Origin of the sequence: Streptomyces sp. NPDC091377 (assembly GCF_044757045.1) — a bacterium.
Classification (GTDB): domain Bacteria; phylum Actinomycetota; class Actinomycetes; order Streptomycetales; family Streptomycetaceae; genus Streptomyces.
This window is the reverse complement of sequence record NZ_JBIVUE010000020.1, coordinates 43,673-61,219: the sequence shown is the minus strand read 5'-3', so window position 1 is coordinate 61,219 and position 17,547 is coordinate 43,673. Positions and strand designations below refer to the sequence as shown.

Annotated in this window: 19 protein-coding genes, 1 other RNA gene and 1 pseudogene; 8 read left to right on the top strand and 13 right to left on the bottom strand. The window is 72.5% G+C overall.

Going from position 1 to position 17,547, the window contains the following annotated elements:
* Window positions 1-7: 7 nt before the first annotated feature.
* The 3 genes from ACIQNG_RS32400 (at window position 8) to ACIQNG_RS32390 (ending at window position 3,187) form a co-directional block, all read left to right on the top strand.
* Complete coding sequence (locus tag ACIQNG_RS32400; protein WP_401490059.1) at window positions 8-1,711, top strand: phytoene desaturase family protein; 1,704 nt, start codon at window positions 8-10, stop codon at window positions 1,709-1,711.
* On the top strand, window positions 1,665-2,858 hold the full coding sequence (locus ACIQNG_RS32395; protein WP_401426636.1) for a cytochrome P450: 1,194 nt from the start codon (window positions 1,665-1,667) through the stop codon (window positions 2,856-2,858). The genes ACIQNG_RS32400 and ACIQNG_RS32395 overlap by 47 nt, the downstream gene beginning before the upstream one ends.
* Before the next feature lie 98 nt (window positions 2,859-2,956).
* Window positions 2,957-3,187, top strand: coding sequence for a hypothetical protein (locus ACIQNG_RS32390; RefSeq protein WP_401426634.1), 231 nt, complete (start codon window positions 2,957-2,959; stop codon window positions 3,185-3,187).
* A gap of 212 nt (window positions 3,188-3,399) precedes the next feature.
* Here ACIQNG_RS32390 and ACIQNG_RS32385 read toward each other — a convergent pair whose 3' ends face one another.
* The 7 genes from ACIQNG_RS32385 to ACIQNG_RS32355 form a co-directional block, all read right to left on the bottom strand.
* Complete coding sequence (locus ACIQNG_RS32385; RefSeq protein ID WP_401489958.1) at window positions 3,400-4,260, bottom strand: DUF3592 domain-containing protein; 861 nt, start codon at window positions 4,258-4,260, stop codon at window positions 3,400-3,402.
* A 98-nt stretch (window positions 4,261-4,358) separates the two neighbouring features.
* Complete coding sequence (locus ACIQNG_RS32380; protein ID WP_401489956.1) at window positions 4,359-5,474, bottom strand: DUF3592 domain-containing protein; 1,116 nt, start codon at window positions 5,472-5,474, stop codon at window positions 4,359-4,361.
* 65 nt (window positions 5,475-5,539) lie between these two features.
* A complete protein-coding gene (gene crcB / locus ACIQNG_RS32375) occupies window positions 5,540-5,914 on the bottom strand; it encodes a fluoride efflux transporter CrcB (protein ID WP_401426617.1) in 375 nt (124 codons plus the stop codon).
* A gap of 7 nt (window positions 5,915-5,921) precedes the next feature.
* On the bottom strand, window positions 5,922-6,275 hold the full coding sequence (locus ACIQNG_RS32370) for a DUF190 domain-containing protein (RefSeq protein ID WP_401426615.1): 354 nt from the start codon (window positions 6,273-6,275) through the stop codon (window positions 5,922-5,924).
* A complete protein-coding gene (locus ACIQNG_RS32365) occupies window positions 6,272-6,670 on the bottom strand; it encodes a fluoride efflux transporter FluC (RefSeq protein ID WP_401489952.1) in 399 nt (132 codons plus the stop codon). Before ACIQNG_RS32365 ends, ACIQNG_RS32370 begins: the two co-directional genes overlap by 4 nt.
* Window positions 6,671-6,833: 163 nt before the next feature.
* Complete coding sequence (locus ACIQNG_RS32360) at window positions 6,834-7,955, bottom strand: hypothetical protein (RefSeq protein ID WP_401489950.1); 1,122 nt, start codon at window positions 7,953-7,955, stop codon at window positions 6,834-6,836.
* A 23-nt stretch (window positions 7,956-7,978) separates the two neighbouring features.
* On the bottom strand, window positions 7,979-8,602 hold the full coding sequence (locus ACIQNG_RS32355; RefSeq protein WP_401489948.1) for a hypothetical protein: 624 nt from the start codon (window positions 8,600-8,602) through the stop codon (window positions 7,979-7,981).
* A 176-nt stretch (window positions 8,603-8,778) separates the two neighbouring features.
* On the opposite strand from ACIQNG_RS32355, the gene ACIQNG_RS32350 reads away from it, so the two are divergent.
* Window positions 8,779-9,189 (top strand): DUF4913 domain-containing protein, encoded by a 411-nt coding sequence (locus ACIQNG_RS32350; protein ID WP_401426607.1) that lies wholly within the window; start codon window positions 8,779-8,781, stop codon window positions 9,187-9,189.
* Window positions 9,190-9,194: 5 nt separating this feature from the next.
* Here ACIQNG_RS32350 and rnpB read toward each other — a convergent pair.
* From rnpB to ACIQNG_RS32335, 3 genes and pseudogenes are all read right to left on the bottom strand, one after another.
* Window positions 9,195-9,597, bottom strand: an RNA gene (rnpB, locus tag ACIQNG_RS32345) — RNase P RNA component class A.
* Window positions 9,598-9,673: 76 nt separating this feature from the next.
* A pseudogene (locus tag ACIQNG_RS32340) lies at window positions 9,674-10,471 on the bottom strand (DMT family transporter); the annotation flags it as partial.
* A gap of 106 nt (window positions 10,472-10,577) precedes the next feature.
* A complete protein-coding gene (locus tag ACIQNG_RS32335; protein WP_401427783.1) occupies window positions 10,578-11,384 on the bottom strand; it encodes an AraC family transcriptional regulator in 807 nt (268 codons plus the stop codon).
* 204 nt (window positions 11,385-11,588) lie between these two features.
* Here ACIQNG_RS32335 and ACIQNG_RS32330 point away from each other — a divergent pair, with 204 nt between their 5' ends.
* The 4 genes from ACIQNG_RS32330 to eda all read left to right on the top strand — a co-directional run bounded on the left by ACIQNG_RS32330 (window position 11,589) and on the right by eda (window position 14,577).
* Complete coding sequence (locus ACIQNG_RS32330) at window positions 11,589-12,341, top strand: MerR family transcriptional regulator (RefSeq protein WP_401426605.1); 753 nt, start codon at window positions 11,589-11,591, stop codon at window positions 12,339-12,341.
* On the top strand, window positions 12,338-13,000 hold the full coding sequence (locus tag ACIQNG_RS32325) for a hypothetical protein (RefSeq protein ID WP_401489945.1): 663 nt from the start codon (window positions 12,338-12,340) through the stop codon (window positions 12,998-13,000). Before ACIQNG_RS32330 ends, ACIQNG_RS32325 begins: the two co-directional genes overlap by 4 nt.
* A 21-nt stretch (window positions 13,001-13,021) precedes the next feature.
* Window positions 13,022-13,804 carry a peroxide stress protein YaaA gene (gene yaaA / locus ACIQNG_RS32320; protein ID WP_401489942.1) on the top strand — a complete coding sequence of 261 codons (783 nt, stop codon included), beginning with the start codon at window positions 13,022-13,024 and terminating at the stop codon, window positions 13,802-13,804.
* A gap of 86 nt (window positions 13,805-13,890) precedes the next feature.
* Window positions 13,891-14,577, top strand: coding sequence for a bifunctional 4-hydroxy-2-oxoglutarate aldolase/2-dehydro-3-deoxy-phosphogluconate aldolase (gene eda / locus ACIQNG_RS32315; RefSeq protein ID WP_401489940.1), 687 nt, complete (start codon window positions 13,891-13,893; stop codon window positions 14,575-14,577).
* On the opposite strand, the gene ACIQNG_RS32310 is transcribed toward eda, so the two are convergent.
* The 3 genes from ACIQNG_RS32310 to ACIQNG_RS32300 are packed head-to-tail and all read right to left on the bottom strand — an operon-like array spanning window position 14,552 to window position 17,530.
* Window positions 14,552-15,808, bottom strand: a complete 1,257-nt coding sequence (locus ACIQNG_RS32310) for a bifunctional RNase H/acid phosphatase (protein WP_401489938.1) — start codon at window positions 15,806-15,808, stop codon at window positions 14,552-14,554. The genes eda and ACIQNG_RS32310 overlap by 26 nt on opposite strands.
* Window positions 15,809-15,848: 40 nt before the next feature.
* A complete protein-coding gene (locus ACIQNG_RS32305) occupies window positions 15,849-16,592 on the bottom strand; it encodes a zinc ribbon domain-containing protein (protein WP_401427781.1) in 744 nt (247 codons plus the stop codon).
* Window positions 16,589-17,530, bottom strand: coding sequence for a Nif3-like dinuclear metal center hexameric protein (locus ACIQNG_RS32300; RefSeq protein ID WP_401489936.1), 942 nt, complete (start codon window positions 17,528-17,530; stop codon window positions 16,589-16,591). Before ACIQNG_RS32300 ends, ACIQNG_RS32305 begins: the two co-directional genes overlap by 4 nt.
* Between the last annotated feature and the right edge of the window lie 17 nt (window positions 17,531-17,547).

The window sequence follows — 17,547 nt, the reverse complement described above, 5'->3', positions numbered from 1 at the left end:
GGAGACGATGATCATCATCGGGGCCGGTCTGGGCGGGCTGTCCACCGGCTGCTACGCCCAGATGAACGGCTACCGGACCCGCATCTTCGAGATGCATGAGATCCCGGGCGGCTGCTGCACGGCCTGGGACCGCGGCGACTTCACCTTCGACTGCTGTGTGAGCTGGCTGCTGGGCAGCGGCCCCGGCAACGAGATGCACCAGATCTGGCTGGAACTGGGCGCCCTCCAGGGCAAACAGATGCGCCATTTCGATGTGTTCAACGTGGTGCGCGGGCGGGACGGCCGGGCGGTGTACTTCTACTCCGACCCGGACCGGCTGGAAGCGCATCTGCTGGAGATCTCACCGGTCGACGCGAAACGGATCCGGGATTTCTGCGCGGGTCTGCGGAAATTCCGCAAATGCCTGTCCGTGTATCCGTTCCTCACCCCGGTGGGACTGATGGGCCGGGCCGAGCGCTACCGGATGCTGGCGTCCTTCATTCCCTATTTCAACGTCATCCGGAAATCCATCACCGTCCTGATGACGGACTACTCTGCGAAATTCCGGGACCCGCTGCTGCGCGAGGCGTTCAACTTCGTGCTCTACGAGAAGCACACCGCGTTCCCCGTGCTGCCGTACTACTTCCAGATGGCGTCCCACGCCAATCTGTCGGCCGGGGTGCCGGAGGGCGGCTCGCTCGGTCTGTCCCGCTCCATCGAGCAGCGCTATCTGCGGCTCGGCGGCGAGGTCACCTACAACACCAGGGTCGAGGAGATCCTGGTCGAGGACGACCGGGCGGTGGGGGTGCGGCTCAGCGACGGGGAGGAGGTCCGCGCCGACATCGTGGTCTCGGCCGCCGACGGCCACGCCACCACCATGAAGCTGCTGAAGGGCCGCTATCTGACCGAGGAGTACGAGCGGCTCTACACCAAGGTCATCGACGAGGACGGCATGGTCTTCCCCGGCTATGTCGCCCTCTTCCTCGGACTGCGCCGACCCTTCCCGGAGGGCGACCCCTGTACCACCCATCTGCTCACCGAGGAGGAGGCCGCCCGGCTGACCGGCATCCGCCACCCCAGCGTCAACGTCCAGTTCCGCAGCACGCACTACCCCGAACTCTCCCCCGAGCACTCCACCGTCCTCTACGTCACCTACTTCAGCGACGTCGAGCCCTGGCGGGAGCTGAGCGACGGCCCCGAGCAGCGCACCCGCAGCCGTGGCGGCACCGAGCTGCACACTCTGCCGGTGCGGCGCGGGAAGGCGTACTACGAGGCCAAGCACCGGGTGCGGGACGCGCTGCTCGATCTGCTGGAGGAGCGGTTCCCGGGGCTGCGGGACGCGGTGTCGGTGCGGGATGTGTCCACCCCGCTCACCCAGGTCCGCTACACCGGCAACTACGACGGCACCGTCCTCGGCTGGCAGCCGTTCGTGGAGAGCGGCGAGACGATGGAAGAGGTCGTCAAGAAGTACGGCCCCGCCCTGCCGGGCCTGAAGGACTTCTACATCTCCGGAGTGTGGGCCACCACCGGCGGGCTCATCCGGGCCGCCGCCGCGGGCCGGCACGTCATGCAGTTCGTCTGCCGTGACGACGGCAGGGAGTTCACCGCCGACATCGACCGGTCGGGCCCGCTGCCGACCCATGTCGTCATCCCCGTAGGTCCCCAGAGGAAGGAAGAGACCCCTGATGAGCCCGCACCCGGAACCGCTCCCGTATCCGTTCGTGTCCCCTGAATGCCTGGAGCTGTCTCCGCGCTACGCCGAGCTGCGCCCCGGACCGCTGCCCCGGGTGCGGCTGCCCTACGGGGACCCGGCCTGGCTGGTCACCCGGTACGCGGACGCCCGCTCCGTGCTGGCCGACCCCCGGTTCGGGCTGGCGGGCGGGGTGGACCGGGACCAGCCGCGGATGCGGCCCCTGAGCACCAGCGGGGTGGGCCTGCTGTCCACCGACGCGCCCGAGCACACCCGGCTGCGGGCGATCGTGGCCAAGCACTTCAGCGTCCGCCGGGTCGACCAGCTCCGGGACCGGGTGCGGGAGATCGCGGTGGAGCTGATCGACCGGCTGGAGGAGAAGGGGCCGCCCGGCGACCTGGTCAACGACTACTCGTTCCCGCTCACCATCACCCTGATCTGCGATCTGCTGGGGGTGCCGGGCGACGACCACCGCCGGATCCAGAAGTGGCTCGACGTGATGCTGGCGCACGCCGTGACGGTCGAGGACTTCCTGACCGAGTCGGAGGCGTTCGGGGCGTATCTGTCCGAACTGGTCGAGCTGCGCCGCCGGGAGCCGGGCGAGGATCTGCTGACGTGTCTCGTCGCGGCCCACGACGAGGGCCGGCTCACCTTCGACGAACTGTTCGAGCTGGCGGCCGAGTTGCTGACCGCCGGGTTCGTGACGACGTACAACCAGATCTCCAACTTCGGCTATCTGCTGCTGCAACGGCCGGAGTGGATGGCGCGGCTGCGGGAGGAGCCCGAGCGGATCCCGGTGGCGATCGAGGAGATGCTGCGGTACGTGCCGATGCCCAACGGGCTCACCTTCTGCCGGTACGCGACGGAGGACGTCGAGGTGGGCGGGGTCCTGGTCCGCGCGGGTGAGCCGGTCCTGGTGGACAACTCGGCGGCCAACCGGGATCCGGAGGTCTTCCGCGACCCCGACACCCTGATCCTGGACCGCGAGCAGGAGGCCCCGCACCTCAGCTTCGGCCACGGCACCCACTTCTGCGTCGGCGCCCGGCTGGCCCGCCTGGAGCTCCAGGTCGCCCTGGAGACCCTGCTGCTGCGTCTGCCCGGCCTCAAACCGGCCGTACCGCCGGAGGCCCTGAAGTGGAAGTCGGAGGCCATGCTGAAGGGGCTGTACGAACTGCCGGTGAGCTGGTGACCCCCTGACGGACACCGGCCCACGCCGCCGGAGCCCCTGACCGCGGTCGGGTCGGGGGCAGGTCCGCTCAGCGGCGCCCATGGGTACGCTGGACCGTCATGGACGCTCTGCTGTCGTTCCTGATCATGTTCGGTGGGCTCGCCGTGGTGGTGGGCCTCTTCTCGCTGCTGGCCGTGTGGATCCGCAGACGGGGGACCGTGGGCGGAGCGATGAGCGCGGCGCTCGCCTCCTACGAGGAGGCGTTCCGGATCACCTCCCACGAGTCCCACATCGAGCTACGCGTCCAGGCCGAGCGCAAGGCACCGCTGCGGCAGCGTCGGCGGCGGTGAGCAATGGCCGGGTAGGTGACCTGCTGGAGGTACTGGACCGGGGCTCCCCCGGTCTCCCGGGGGGTCAGGTGAAGGTGACCGTCACCGTGAGACACGGCCGCCGGAATCATCCGTGTCTTCCAGGAGTTGGCGCACGAGCGGCACAAGTGCGTCATCGTCGTCACCCACTCCCACCGACTGGCCACCGAGGCCGACGAGACCCTCACCCTCCGTCAGAGCAGCACGGCTCCCAGGACGGCCGCGGCCGCGGCGAGGACGAGCACCGCCGCGTTGACGGTGACGTCCAGCCGTTGGGAGCGGTGCTCGGCCACCCGGTCCAGGGTGAAGACGGCCGGGTCGTCCGGCACATGATGGACCGTCACCTCATGGCCGTAGGACCGGGTCAGGTCCGGCCGCTCCGAAGTGATGTGGGCGGTGACGGCCCGGCCGTCGGCGGTGGTGAACGCCACGACCGGGGTGAGGGTGGTGGCGGTGTGGCCGTCCTCGTCGGTGCTGACGTCCTTGAGCACCGCGACGACCCGTCCCGGCACGGCGGTCATGGTGGACAGCCGGTGGATACGGCGGTTGGTGTCGCGGATGTTCTCGGGGAGGTAGAAGGCGGCCAGGACCGCCAGCGCCCCGCAGGAGCCGATCAGGGCCCACGGCCATCCCCGTTCGATCGCGACGACGACCACCGCCCCGACGTACATCAGGAAGACCGCGAAGTGCGGCCAGCACAGTCCCCGGCCGCTGTCCCCGAGGTGGGTGCTGAGCCGGAAGGCGTGCGGCCGGCCCCGCGGGTAGGAGACCTCGACCTCCCGGCCCGGCCAGGCGAGGGAGATCGCCTCGCCCCGCTCACCGTCGTTCGTCACGGTGACGTCCTGTCCGGTGGCCGGGTCGGGGTAGGAGACGACCACCGATATCCCGCCGCGCCGCGAACCGCCGTGCCGGGGCTCCCGCACCCGCTCGATCCGCCCCCTGACCCGCACCATGCGCTGGGGCCGGGTCATCCCGGCCAGTGACCGCACGTAGCCGATCAGCGCCAACGAGCCGAACACCGCGCACCACAGCGCCAGATACCCGTACCAGCCCATGCGCGTTCCTCCTGCGACGGCGAGCGATCGTGCCCAGATCTACCACGCCCGGCCCGGGGCGGGCCCGGGAGTGTCCCCGGCCGGGGTTCGCTGTGCGGTCAGCGTGCCGGGCCGCGCCGCACGACCTCGCCCCGCCCGTCCGCCTCCAGCCAGGCCGAGCCCCCGGGACCGGTCACGGCGACCCTGAGCGTGAGGGAGCCGGTGGCGCCCTTGGCGGTGAGCCGCCAGGACCGCGGGGAGTCCACACCGAGGGTGGTCCTGGCCTCCCGGACCAGCGCGGGGACACGGTCGTAGGGCAGGGAATCCGGATCGAACCCCGGGGCGCGGGAGTCACTGGGCACGAACACGACGGAGAGCGTGCGTTCCTCCACGACGATGGTGAGTGCCGCGCCCCCGCGTTCCGTGCCTCGGTCCGTGCCCCGGTCCCCGTCCTCGGTGAGGGAGCCGACGGCCCGGCGCAGTTCGCCGTCGTCGAGCATGGACCGGCCGGGGCCGAGGGTGACCGTGCCGGACGCCGAGGTCACGGTGCTGGTGGACGAGGTGATGGAGACGGACGGCTGCTGGGCGGGGCGCCGCGCGGTGCTGTCCTGGTCGAACAGGTCGGCGCGGAAGAGCAGGACCACGGCGGCGGCACCGAGCAGCACGCCGAGGAGTGTGAGGAATCCGCCGCCGGATCCGTTCGGGGGTGCGCTCAGCAGGACCGGCCCGGACGCCCGGTCGATCCGGGCCCCGGCCGCCCGCTCCTCCCAGTGCGGCGTCGGCCGCTTCACGATCCGCACCTGCCACGGCCGGTCCGGCGGGTACTCGACCACGAGGACCCCGCCGGGCCGGTGGTCGGGGAGTTCGGCGACGTTGATCGCCTGGCTGACCTCCACGCGGTAGGCGCGTGCGGCGTCCGGTGCGACGGTGAGCACGAACCGCACCGGTACGTCGCTCTCCACGTCCTTGAACGCCTCCCGGCTCTCGATCACCGCGAGCGCCGTGCTGGGCGCGACAGCCGCCTCCCGGGCACGCCGCGGCCGACCGGCGAGGAAGACGAGCAGGGCGTAGGCGGCGGCCAGGGCAACGCCGGTGACGATCAGCGGGGTCCGGTCGATGACGAGGCCGACGACGAAGGCGGCCAGCGACGTACCGATCACACCCCCCGTCAGAAACCCCCATGCGAGGGCTGTGGGAGAGACCTGCGCGAGCGGAGCGCCCGTGGTGATCGTCATACCGGCGATTGTGCCGCTACCCGGATGCCGGTCGACAGACTTCGACGCAACCGAGTGCCCGTCGCTCAGGCCCAGACCGCCGCGGCCACGGCGGCACCGGCGAACGCGGCGCCGACCCCGGCGACCACGCTCGCCAGCACATTGGCCGCCGCGAAGAACCCCGCCCCCGCCTCGGCCAGCCGCATCGTCTCGTAGGCGAAGGTCGAGTACGTGGTCAGCGCCCCGCACAGCCCGGTGCCCACCAGCAACTGGACCGAGCCGGACGCCGCTCCGTACGTGACGGCACCGGTCACCACGCCCAGGATCAGACAGCCGGTCACATTGACGGTGAAGGTGCCCCAGGGGAAGAGGGTGTCGTGCCGCTTCTGCACCGCCACATCGGTCAGATAGCGCAGGGGCGCGCCGACGGCGGCCCCGGCGATCACCAGCAGCCAGTTCATCCCCCGCTCACCCCGCGGGTTCCCGGTCGCGGCCGACGTAGCGGATGACCTCGCAGTCGTCCAGGATCACCAGCCCCTCGGCGACCAGTCCGTCGAGGTGCGGCAGGAACGCGCGGACGCGGGGCTCGTCGTCCACGATGACCACGGCGACCGGCAGATCCTCGCTGAGTGACAGCAGCCGGGCGGTGTGGACCAGCGACGAGGCGCCGAACCCCTCGATCCCCCGGAACACCGACGCGCCCGCGAGCCCGGCCCGGTGCGCACGGTGCACGATCTCGGTGTACAGCGGCTTGTGGTGCCAGACGTCGTTCTCGCCGATGAAGATGGTCACGCGCAGCGCGCGCCCGGTCAGTCTCGTCATGCTTGCCTCCACGCCACGATCCGGCGGGTCACCCACGCCGCGCTCCACACCGCCGTCAGCGCCGCCGGCGGCGTCACTCCCAGATACACCAGCCCGGTCGGCACCCGGCCGCCGTCCACGAGCCGCTGGACGTCGGCCGCGTAGGCGGAGAAGGTGGTGAACCCGCCCAGCACACCGGTGCCGAAGAAGGGCCGCATCAGCCGGTGGGCGGCCCACACCTCGCTGATGACCACCATGAAGACGCCGATGACCGCACAGCCGGCCACGTTCACCCAGAACGTCGTCCACGGGAAGCCGTCACCGGCGGTCGGCCACAGCAGGGCCGCGCCGTAGCGGGCGCAGGCTCCGACGGCCCCGCCCAGGGCCACCACGGCGACCATCGGATGAGGCTCCATCAGTTCCGTGTCTCCTCCCGCTCGCCGGTACCCCCAGTGTCGGGGTACGCGCGACCGGGGACCGGGACCGCGGCGGCCCCGGTGTGCCGCAGGTCCGGTCACGGTACGGCAGCGGGAGGAAGGGAGGGGACGGATGGACGGGAGGAGCGAGAGGAGCGGGAGGTCACCCGCGGCTGCGGCCCCGGGGGGAGTTGTTCCTCGGCTGGGGCGTGTGGGGGGTGGAACGTGCCGGTTCCTGACGGCCGTTCGTCGAGGACGGCGACACGGACCGGTCCCGTTCGGTGGTCCGCGAGGTGGTGGTGTCCCGCGCCGCGGCCACGCCGAGGGGCCCGGCCAGGGAGCTTCGCTCGGGGCTTACTGGACTCACGGGGCTTACGGGGCTCGGTGGCGAGGCGGCGTCGGATCGGGCGGCGTCGGGTGCCTTGGGATCGGCTGCCTTGGGATCGGGAACCTTGGGACCGGCCGTGGTCCGCAGTTCCTCCCCCCTGGTCGTGGCGAAGAGGTTGCCGTCGTAGTGCTGGTTCGACTCCAGGTCCCGGATGGTGGCGGCGGCGGACGAGGAGTCCCGCTGCTCCTGGCCCTCCGGCGCCTCACGCACGAACCGCTGCCGCTCTTGCCGGGCGTCGTCGGCCCCGCGCCCTTGACCGGCCCGGTGGCGTGCCTCCACGGCGTCCCACAGCGCGGGGCCGTCCGGCAGTCTCGGGGCCGTCCGGGGCCGGTCGAGGCGCGGAGCACCGCCGGTCAGCTTGCTCTCGTACGCGCGGTTGGCGTAGTGCGAGACGGTCGGCATCTTCTTGCCCCAGCCGTCCTCATAGGCGTTCCGCAACGGCCCCTCGGCCTGGAGCAGCCGTAGCAGCGCGGTGTCGAAGGCCCTGCGCGCGGGGTCCGGCAGACGGTCGATCACGTCCACGAGCCGGGCCAGCCGCTCCTGCGGCGACTCCTCGGCCCCAGACGCCCCACGGTCCCGCCCACCCCGGTCCGGTCCGCCCCCGTCCCGCTCGGGCGCCGTCCGTCCGGACGAGCCGGTGTCCCGGCCTCCGGCGCGGGAGGCGTCCCGCTCGTCCGTCCCGGGCCTCAGCCGGCCCGTCAGTCCGCGCCACGCGTCCCGCAGCGCCTGCACGATCTCTTGTACGGCGTCCCTGAACCCCCCGCCGCGTTCGTTGCTGAGCGCGTACTCGGTCTCGACCAGTTCACGCGCCAGTGCGACTTCGGGGCGCTCGCGTGTGCCGGGAGGCTCCTTGGTCAGCCGCCTCGGTCGCTGGGGAGGTGGAGTGCTGTCGGCCATGGCTGCCCTCGCTTCCGAGCCGCTCAGGACGGGCCCGAACGGCCACCGCCGTGCCGCTTCCCGGACCGTGCCGATGAGGTCGTGTGCGCCGGGGCGTCGGCCCCGTGCCGGTGGCGACGGCGGGACGAGGTCACCTGGTACCACGCCTCGGCCGCGCCGGATGGCTGCGCCGACGCCTGCTGGGCCACCGAGTAGGGCCCCCTGTCGTCCCGGACGCCCTGACCGGCGTAGGGCTGACCGGCGTAGGGCTGACCGGCGTAGGGCTGGCCGGCGTAGGGCTGGCCGCCGTACTCCTGACCGCCCCCGTGAGGGAAGCCGAGTCCCACCGTGTAAGGGAGGGTGCTGTAGGCCACCTGGCTGAAGTCCCTCGTCGAGACGGGACCGAGGGCGTCCTGCGGCACGACACCGGCGTTGGGAGGCGCCGGAACGGTGTAGGTGAAGTCGGCGTACGCCGAGATCTGCTGCCCCGAGTACACCGGGTCCTGGACCGGTTCCCGCACCGACTCCTCCACCCCCTCGGAGAGGGCCTCTTCATAGGTCGGCGGTGGGGACTCAGGGTAGGAATCCGCGGGATCCGCCGCTCCGCGGTACGAAGCGCGGCCCCCCTGCCGGTTGCCGTGGCCCTGTCGGTTGCTGTGCCTGGGCATGTCGTCCTCATCCCCTTCCCCTGCGCGAGTGCGCGAGACCGAAGCCACAGGCACAACGGGGCGCCGGTGCCGGTCGGTTCACCCGGCGACTGAACCGACGGGCCTCGGCCCGCCGTAGTGCTGTGCGACCGCTCGGCAGTGATCGCGACCGAGTGAGCGAGTGAACGGAGCACCGCATGACCCTCGCGCCGGAGCAGAGGGAGGAGGGACCGCAGGAAGCGCAGGAGCAGCGACCGGCGTTCATCCTCTACATGGACGGCCCCGAGTACGACGACGCCCTGTACCGGCTGACCCTGTGGGTACGCCATCTGGTGCTCCCGGTGTACGGCCGTGAGGTCACCTCAAGTGACCCGTGGTGCCCGAGCTGGTGGAAGCACCCTGAGGCGGTGGCGCAGTTGTACGGGCTGTGGATGGCCTGGCAGGACCTGACGGGCCCCGGCTCCCCGCCGACCGGCCCCGCCAACTGGCACCGCGACTACCTCGGCCCCGTCATGGACTCCCTGCGCAACCCGACAGGCCCCTTCGCGGGCTGCAAACCCAACGGCCACCGCGAGAAGGAGACCCCGGGGATGAACCCGTTCCCTTAGGGCGGCAGACGAGTCGGGGCATACGCCGGGTTCTGTGCTCCAGGACCTCGCGGTCGGTGGAGTGACGGCCATCCATCTAGGGCCGGTGTTGCCACCGGCCTCGTGCGGTCTACCCGCGGACTCGGGCGGGCAGCCCTCGAACGTCCGCGCAGAGCGCTTTTCACGGCGCTCCTCTTGACCTTGCTCCGGGTGGGGTTTACCTAGCTGCCCAGGTCACCCTGGGCACTGGTGGTCTCTTACACCACCGTTTCACCCTTACCGAGGACCGAGGTCCCCGGCGGTCTGTTTTCTGTGGCACTGTCCCGCGGGTCACCCCGGGTGGCCGTTAGCCACCACCCTGCCCTGTGGAGCCCGGACGTTCCTCGGGGAGATCCATCAGGACCTCCACGCGGCCGTCCGCCCGGCTCGTCTGCCGTGTGGACCATGGTACCGGGCGCGGGGAGCGCCTCGGGCCGCCGCCGCCCGACGCCGTCGCCAGGACGGAGCCCAGGAGGATCAGGGTGAAGGCGGCGACCGTCCCCGCGGTCAGGGACTCGTCCAGGAACAGGGCGCCCGCCGCCACGGCCACCGCCGGATTGACGTAGGTGATCACCGTCGCCCGGGTCGGGCCCGCCTCCTTGATGAGTTCGAGGAACGCCACGAACGCGATCGCCGTGCAGATCACGCCCAGGGCCGCCAGCGCGAGGAGCACCTCCGTCGACGGCAGCGCCGACGGGCGGCTCACCACCGCCGCCGGGGCGTACACCAGGGCCGCCAGGGCCAGGCACGGGGCCGTCAGATGCAGGGACGGGACGTCCCGTAGATGGCGGGCCGCTATCAGCGGGGCCGTCGCATAGCCGAGGACCGTCAGGAACACCTCGCCCAGCGAGCGCGCGTCGCCGCCCGTGAGATGCGGGACGGTCAGCACCCCCACCCCGGCCAGGCCCAGGGCCAGGCCCGTGATCCGGCGCGGGCCCAGATGCTCCTCGCTGCCGAAGAAGCGGGCCAGCAGCACGCCCACGATCGGGACACCGGCGATGAGCAGGCCCGCCGTCGAGCTGGACAGATGGCGTTCGGCGTCCGTCAGGGTCCACCACGGGCCGATGACCTCGATACACGCGAAGGCCAGCATGGGCTTCCAGTGGCGGCGGACCGTGTCCGTCAGACCGCCCTGCCGGATCGCGAACGGCAGCAGCAGCGCCGCGCCCAGCGCACAGCGGACGAACACCACCGTCGACGGCGACAGATCAGCGTCCACCGCCACTTTGATCAGCAGGTAGGGGATGCCCCACACCACTCCCATCAGGGAGAACAACAGCCAGCCTCGTGCAGTCATGAGCGCAGTGTGCGGGGGGTGGGTGAGGGGTGTCTTGAACGTCGTTGCGTCCCCGACAAGATCGAGTCCGTCGCTACGCCTTGCGGTACGCCGCCGGGGTCACCCCCAGCACCCTGCGGAACCAGCGCGTCAGATGGGCCTGGTCGGCGAAGCCGACGAGGGGGGCCACCTCGGCGGGGCGCAGCCCGGTGTCCAGGAGGGTGCGGGCGCGGGCCACCCGGTGCTGGGCCAGCCAGGCGTACGGCGGCAGCCCCATCGCCGTACGGAAGGCCCGCAGGAGTTGGTAGCGGGAGAGGCCCAGTTCGGCGGCGAGGTCGGTGAGGGAGGGCGGGGCGAGGAGTTCGTCGGCCAGCCGGTCCCGGACCGTGTGGGCGATGCGGGCCGCGCCGGGGATCGCGTCGGGCGCCGCGGGCGCGGTGGAGTGGCGGCGGGCCAGTGCCGTCAGCAGCCACGGCAGCCGGGACTCCACCTCCAGGGGGTCGGGGTGGCGGTCGGAGAGGTCGGTGTGGGCCAGGTGGAGGGCGGCGGTGAGTTCCGGGTCGTCGATCACCGGTTCGGGGAAGTGGGGCAGGCCGCGGCCGAGGACTCCGTCGGTGAGGAGCGCGGGGGCGGCGTACAGGGCGCGGTACGCGTAGCCCTCGCAGCCCTCGGGGCCGCCGGTGTGGGTCTCGCCGGGGGCCAGGACGACGAAGGCTCCGGGGTGGGTGACGATCCGCTCGCCGCGGTAGTCGATGAACTCGCGCCCGGCCACGGTGACGCCGATCGTGTACTCGTCGTGGGCGTGCGGGGCGTAGACATGGCGGTCGAAGCGGGCCGTCAGGAGGTGGAGGGGCGGGCCGTCACGGCCCAGGCTCGCTCTCGTCCAGGTCGCCAGTTCCATCGTCTCCCCCTGTGCTCTCCGGTGCGCTTGCGGTGCTCTCCGGTGCGCTTGCAGTGCGCTTGCGGTGCTCTCGCGTGGCTCACACCACAGCACGGCCCTTTCCCGTGGCTCAACACCGCTCGGCGGTGATCCCATACCGAGGGCGCCCGCCGCGCCACGCGGCTCGCTTGACCTTGCCGTGGCGTCAACGTTTCTACTGAGGGCATGCGGATCGGAGAACTCGCCGCGGCGGTCGGTGTCACCACCCGTACCGTCCGGCACTACCACCATCTGGGCCTGCTGCCCGAACCGACGCGGCTGGCCAACGGCTACCGGGACTACACCCTGCGGCACGCCGTCGTGCTCGCCCGGATCCGGCGGCTGACCGAGCTGGGGCTGGGGCTGGCGGAGGTGCGGGACGTGCTCGCGGAGGACGCCGGGCGGGACCTGGCCGAGGTGCTGGAGGAACTGGACGCGGACCTCGCCCGCCAGGAGGCCGCGATCCAGGAGCGGCGGACCCGGCTGCGCGCGTTGCTGCGCTCGGAGGCGCTGACCCCGGAGGGGCCGGTCTCCCCGGAACTCGCCGAGCTGTTCGCCGGGATGGTCCCCTCCTCCAGCTCCCCGATGGCCGCCAAGGACCGGGAGATCTTCGCCCTGCTGGAGACCAACGCGAACCCGGAGGACCGGGAGCGGATGATGACCACGCTGCGCGACGCCTTCGACCGTCCGGGGGCGGTCGCGGCGGCCGAGCGTGCCTATGCCCTGCTGGACGCCCTGGCCGACGCCGACGCCGACGATCCCCGGGTGGAGGAGGCCGCGCGGGCGCTCGCCGGCTGTCTGCCGCCGGGTCTGATGCCGGCGGAGGGCGTCCCGGCCGAGGCGGACCACAGTTTCCTGCGGGCGTTCTTCTCGGACTTCCCGCCCGCCCAGGCCGCCGCGATCCGGCTGGCCATGCGCTTGATGACGGAGGGGTCGTGAACACGTCGGTTCCGTCGGTCCGGATGCGGGTGCCCATGGCGATACGGGTCGTGCTGCGGCTGGTCCGGCACGAGGTACGGCTCCTGCACAGTCTCGTGCTGTGGATCGCGCGGCGGCGGCAGGGCGCCGCGCTCGGTGAGCTGTTCCCGTCCGCGCGCGGTTCGGGGGCGCTGATGTTCGGGCTCGGGTTCGTGTGTGTCGTCGAGACGGTCATGCTGTCGATGCTGCTCGCCCCGTGGCCGACCGTGCACCTGGTGATGCTGGTGGTGGATGTGTACACCGTGTTCTTCGTGATCGGGCTGTACGCCGCTTCGGTCGTACGGCCGCACGTGCTGGAGAGTGACGCCGTACGGGTCCGGTACGCGGGCCATGTCGATCTGCGGATCCCGCTGGAGCGGATCGCGGGGGCGCGGCGCGAGCTGATGCTGACCCACCCCAAGGCGGAGGGCGTGCTGAACATCGCCGTGGCCGGTCAGACGTCGGTGACGATCGAGCTGGCCGAGCCGTTGACGTACCCGCCGCTGTTCGGGCGGGCCCGGGAGGTACGGACCGTGCGGGTGAACGCCGACGCCCCCGCCGCGTTCGTACGGGCGGTGAACGACGCGGTCACCCGGGCACGCGGTGACTCCCCGTACGCTGGCGCGGGGCCCGAACGCTGACGCCCGACCGAAGGAGAACCCGTGCTCGTCCTGCTCCCGCCCTCCGAGGGCAAGGCCGCCTCCGGCCGTGGCGCCCCGCTGAAGCCCGAGGGGCTGTCGCTGCCGGGGCTCGCGCCCGCCCGGGAGGCGGTGCTGACGGAACTGGTCGAGCTGTGCGCGGCCGACGAGACCAAGGCGAGCGAGGTGCTGGGGCTCAGCGAGGGGCTGCGCGGCGAACTGGCGAAGAACACGGAGCTGCGCACGGCCGGGACCCGTCCGGCCGGGGAGATCTACACGGGGGTGCTCTACGACGCCCTGGACCTGGCCTCGCTGGAACCGGCCGCCAAGCGGCGGGCGGCCCGCTCGCTGCTGGTGTTCTCGGGGCTGTGGGGCGCGGTGCGGGTCACCGACCGGATCCCGTCGTACCGCTGCTCGATGGGGGTACGGCTGCCGGGGCTCGGCGCGCTGGCCGGGCACTGGAAGGCGCCGATGGCGGAGGTGCTGCCGGAGGTGGCGGGCGGCGGGCTGGTGCTGGATCTGCGGTCGGCGGCGTACGCGGCGGCCTGGAAGCCGAAGGGCGGGACAGCGGAGCGCACGGCGACGGTACGGGTGCTGCACGCGCCGACGCGGAAGGTGGTCAGCCACTTCAACAAGGCGACCAAGGGGCGGATCGTACGGAGTCTGCTGACGGCGGGGGCCGCGCCGCGCAGGCCGGCCGAGCTGGTGGAGGCCCTGCGGGACCTGGGCTACGAGGTGGAGGCGGAGGCGCCCGCGCGGGCCGGGCAGGCGTGGTCCCTGGATGTGCTGGTCGCCGAGGTGCACTGAACCGGCGGGACATCGACAGCCCCCCTCTCGTTGCAGCCCACGCAACGCGCTTTGCGTGGGCTGCATCGCACCGGCAGGATGAGGCCATGGCTGCCTCCACCCCCTCCGCCCCCGGCTCCTCCGGCTCCCCCGGCTCCTCCGACGCCTCCGTGCTGGATCTCGCGCCCGTCGTCCCGGTCGTGGTCGTCGACGACCCCGCCGACGCGGTGCCCATGGCCCGGGCCCTGGTCGCGGGCGGGCTGCCCGCGATCGAGGTGACGCTGCGGACGCCGGGCGCGCTGGACGCGATCCGCGCGATCGCCGCCGAGGTGCCGGAGGCGGTCGTCGGGGCCGGTACGGTCATCGGCCCCGCGCAGGTCGAGGCGGCGGTGGCGGCCGGGGCGCGCTTCCTGGTGAGCCCGGGCTGGACGGACCTGCTGCTGGAGTCGATGCGGGGGTCCGGGGTGCCGTTCCTGCCGGGGGTGTCCACCACGTCCGAGGTGGTGGCGCTGCTGGAGCGCGGGATCACGGAGATGAAGTTCTTCCCGGCGGAGGCGGCGGGCGGGACGGCGTATCTGAAGTCGTTGTACGGCCCGCTGCCCCAGGCCCGTTTCTGTCCCACGGGCGGTATCGGGCCGGGGTCGGCGCCGACCTATCTGGCGCTGCCCAACGTGGCCTGCGTGGGCGGCAGTTGGATGCTCCCCGGGGACGCGGTGGGGGCGCGGGACTGGGCCCGGGTGACCGGGCTCGCGGCGGAGGCGGCCGGGCTCAGCGCAGGTGTGACGTCTCGTTGAACAGCCGGACGCTGGCGTTGCCGTCGGCGTAGTAGGCGACCACGGACAGGGACGCGGCCGACAGTTCCATGCGGAACACCGACTCCGGCGGGGCGCCCAGCGCCAGCCGCAGCAGCGTCTTGATGGGCGTGACATGGGTGACGAGCAGGACCGTACGGCCCGCGTACGCCGCCACCAGCCGGTCACGGGCCGCCGCCACGCGGACCGCCGTGGCCGCGAAGCTCTCGCCGCCGCCGGTGGGTTCGGCCTCCGGCGAGGAGAGCCAGGCGGTCAGGTCGTCGGGGTGACGCGCCCGCGCCTCGCCGAAGGTGAGGCCCTCCCACGCGCCGAAGTCGGTCTCGCGCAGACCGTCCTCCACGGCGACGGGGAGAGCGAGCCGCTCGGCGACGGCGGCGGCGGTCTCACGGGTGCGGGCGAGAGGGGAGGCGACGACGGCCTCGATCGTGCCGCGCCGGGCGAGGGCGGCGGCGGCCCGCCGGGCCTGTTCCCTGCCGACGTCCGAGAGGGACGGGTCGGAGCCGCCGCTGCCCGAGAAGCGCTTCTGGGGGGTGAGGGGGGTCTCGCCGTGGCGGAGCAGGACGAAGGTGGTCGGCGGACCGAGATCGGGCGCGCTCCAGCCGGCCTTCGCGACATTGCTCGCCGCCCGCAGATCGGCGGCGGCCTTGCCACTGACGGCGGCGGTCGCGGTGGTGGCGGCGGGCGCGGCGGGCGCGGCGGGCGCGGCGGGCGCAGGTTCGGTTTGAGCTACGACTTCGGCTTCGGCTACGGCATCTGCTTGGGCTACGGCATCTGCTTGGGCTACCGCCTCCGCCGGGGCGGTCTTGCCGGTCCCCGCGTCCATCGCCTCGTTCGCCAGCCGGTCCGCGTGCTTGTTCCGCTCGCGCGGGATCCACTCGTACGTCACCCGCGCCGCCGGGAACACCCGGGCCGCCTCCGACGCCAGCGGCTTCAGGTCGGGGTGCTTGATCTGCCAGCGGCCGGACATCTGCTCGACCGCCAGCTTGGAGTCCATCCGGACGTGAACCCGGGCCCCGGGGTCGAGGGCGTGGGCGGCGCGCAGCCCCGCGAGCAGGCCCCGGTACTCGGCGACATTGTTCGTCACCACACCCAGGTACGCGGACTCCTCCGCCAGCACCTCCCCGGTCACCGCGTCGAAGACCACCGCTCCGTAGCCCGCGGGCCCGGGGTTGCCCCGCGAGCCGCCGTCGGCCTCGACCATGAACTCCCGCACGCCGCCACGCCCTCCGAACGAACCGTCCGACCGTCCCCTGCTACAGACCCGACTCGCCCGTGCGCACCAGGATGCGGCGGCAGTTCTCGCACCGCACCACCGTGTCCGGCGCCGCCGAGCGGATCGCGTTGATGTCGGTGATGGCCAGCTCCTGGCGGCAGCCCTGGCAGGTGCGCTGGTAGAGCTTGGCGGCGCCGATGCCGCCCTGCTGCTCGCGCAGCTTGTCGTAGAGCTTGAGGAGGTCGGCCGGGAGGGTGGCGGCGATGACCGCGCGCTCCTTCGTCACCGACGCCGTCTCCCCGTCCAGCGCCTCGAACGCGGCGTCACGGCGGGCGGTCGTGTCATCGACCCGGCCCTGGACGGAGCCGACCCGCTCGGTCAGCTCGGTGACCCGCTCCTGCGCGGACTCCCGGCGCTCCATGACCTCCAGGACGACGTCCTCCAGGTCGCCCTGGCGCTTGGCGAGGGAGGTGATCTCGCGCTGGAGGTTCTCCAGGTCCTTGGGCGAGGTGACCGCGCCGGAGTCCAGGCGCTGCTGGTCGCGGGCGGCGCGCTGGCGGACCTGGTCGACGTCCTGCTCGGCCTTGGTCTGCTCGCGGGCGCAGTCGCTCTCCTCGGTCTGCGCGGCCACGAGCAGGTCGCGCAGCTGGGTGTGGTCCTTGGTCAGCGACTCCAGTTCGGCGTGCTCGGGGAGCGACCTCCGCTTGTGCGCGAGCTGCTGGAGGCGGACGTCGAGATCCTGGACGTCGAGGAGTCGGATCTGGTCGGCGGGCGCGGCGTTCAGTTGGGGGCTCCAGGTGATCCAGGTGTAGATGAGGACGAAAGCGGTGCGGACGAGGGCGGTGCGGAAGCGGAGGATCCGGACGCGGGCTGCGCGGAGGGGTGCTGTGCGGAGGGGTGCCGGCCGGTCCACGGGTCGGTGACCGTGGCGGAGACATGGACCCGCAGGCCCCATCCGTGCCGGTCGGAGAGCTGGTCGAGCTGGGTGGCGGCCAGTTCGCACCAGGGCCACTCGGTGGCCCAGTGCGCCGCGTCGAGCAGCGCGAGCGGGGCCCCGGCGTGGTCCGCCATGAACTCGGACGCCGGGTGGTGGCGCAGGTCCGCGGTGAGGAAGGCGTCGACACCGGCGGCCCGCACCTGGTCGAAGAGGCTGTCGCCGGAGCCGCCGCTGACGGCGACCGTACGGATCGTGGCCTCCGGGTCGCCGGCCACACGGATGCCCTGCGCGGTGGCGGGCAGCCGCTCGGCGGCCCGCGCGGCGAACTCCCGCAGCGGCAGCGGATGGTCCAGCTCGCAGATCCGGCCCAGGCCCCGGCGCCCCCGCGGGTCGGACGCGTCCGGCACCAGCGGTCCCGTGATCCGCAGGTCCAGGGCGCCGGCGAGGGCGTCGGAGACCCCGGGGTCGGCGGTGTCGGCGTTGGTGTGGGCGACGTGCAGCGCGATGTCGTGCTTGATCAGGGTGTGCACGACCCGGCCCTTGAAGTGGCTCGCGGCGACGGTCGTCGTCCCCCGCAGATAGAGCGGATGGTGGGTGACCAGCAGATCGGCACCCAGCTCCACCGCCTCGTCCACGATCTCCTGGACCGGGTCGACGGCGAACAGGACCCGGGAGACCTCCTGGTCGGGGTCGCCCACGACGGTGCCGACCGCGTCCCAGGACTCGGCCCGCTCGGCGGGCCACAGGTTCTCCAGCGCGGCGATGACTTCTGACAGACGGGGCACGGGTGAAAGGCTACCTG

Coding starts and splice junctions, on each gene's coding strand:
- ACIQNG_RS32400 (WP_401490059.1), top strand. CDS start 8: ATGATCATCATCGGGGCCGGTCTGGGCGGGCTGTCCACCGGCTGCTAC.
- ACIQNG_RS32395 (WP_401426636.1), top strand. CDS start 1,665: ATGAGCCCGCACCCGGAACCGCTCCCGTATCCGTTCGTGTCCCCTGAA.
- ACIQNG_RS32390 (WP_401426634.1), top strand. CDS start 2,957: ATGGACGCTCTGCTGTCGTTCCTGATCATGTTCGGTGGGCTCGCCGTG.
- ACIQNG_RS32385 (WP_401489958.1), bottom strand. CDS start 4,260: ATGGGCTGGTACGGGTATCTGGCGCTGTGGTGCGCGGTGTTCGGCTCG.
- ACIQNG_RS32380 (WP_401489956.1), bottom strand. CDS start 5,474: ATGACGATCACCACGGGCGCTCCGCTCGCGCAGGTCTCTCCCACAGCC.
- crcB (WP_401426617.1), bottom strand. CDS start 5,914: ATGAACTGGCTGCTGGTGATCGCCGGGGCCGCCGTCGGCGCGCCCCTG.
- ACIQNG_RS32370 (WP_401426615.1), bottom strand. CDS start 6,275: ATGACGAGACTGACCGGGCGCGCGCTGCGCGTGACCATCTTCATCGGC.
- ACIQNG_RS32365 (WP_401489952.1), bottom strand. CDS start 6,670: ATGGAGCCTCATCCGATGGTCGCCGTGGTGGCCCTGGGCGGGGCCGTC.
- ACIQNG_RS32360 (WP_401489950.1), bottom strand. CDS start 7,955: ATGGCCGACAGCACTCCACCTCCCCAGCGACCGAGGCGGCTGACCAAG.
- ACIQNG_RS32355 (WP_401489948.1), bottom strand. CDS start 8,602: ATGCCCAGGCACAGCAACCGACAGGGCCACGGCAACCGGCAGGGGGGC.
- ACIQNG_RS32350 (WP_401426607.1), top strand. CDS start 8,779: ATGACCCTCGCGCCGGAGCAGAGGGAGGAGGGACCGCAGGAAGCGCAG.
- ACIQNG_RS32335 (WP_401427783.1), bottom strand. CDS start 11,384: ATGGAACTGGCGACCTGGACGAGAGCGAGCCTGGGCCGTGACGGCCCG.
- ACIQNG_RS32330 (WP_401426605.1), top strand. CDS start 11,589: ATGCGGATCGGAGAACTCGCCGCGGCGGTCGGTGTCACCACCCGTACC.
- eda (WP_401489940.1), top strand. CDS start 13,891: ATGGCTGCCTCCACCCCCTCCGCCCCCGGCTCCTCCGGCTCCCCCGGC.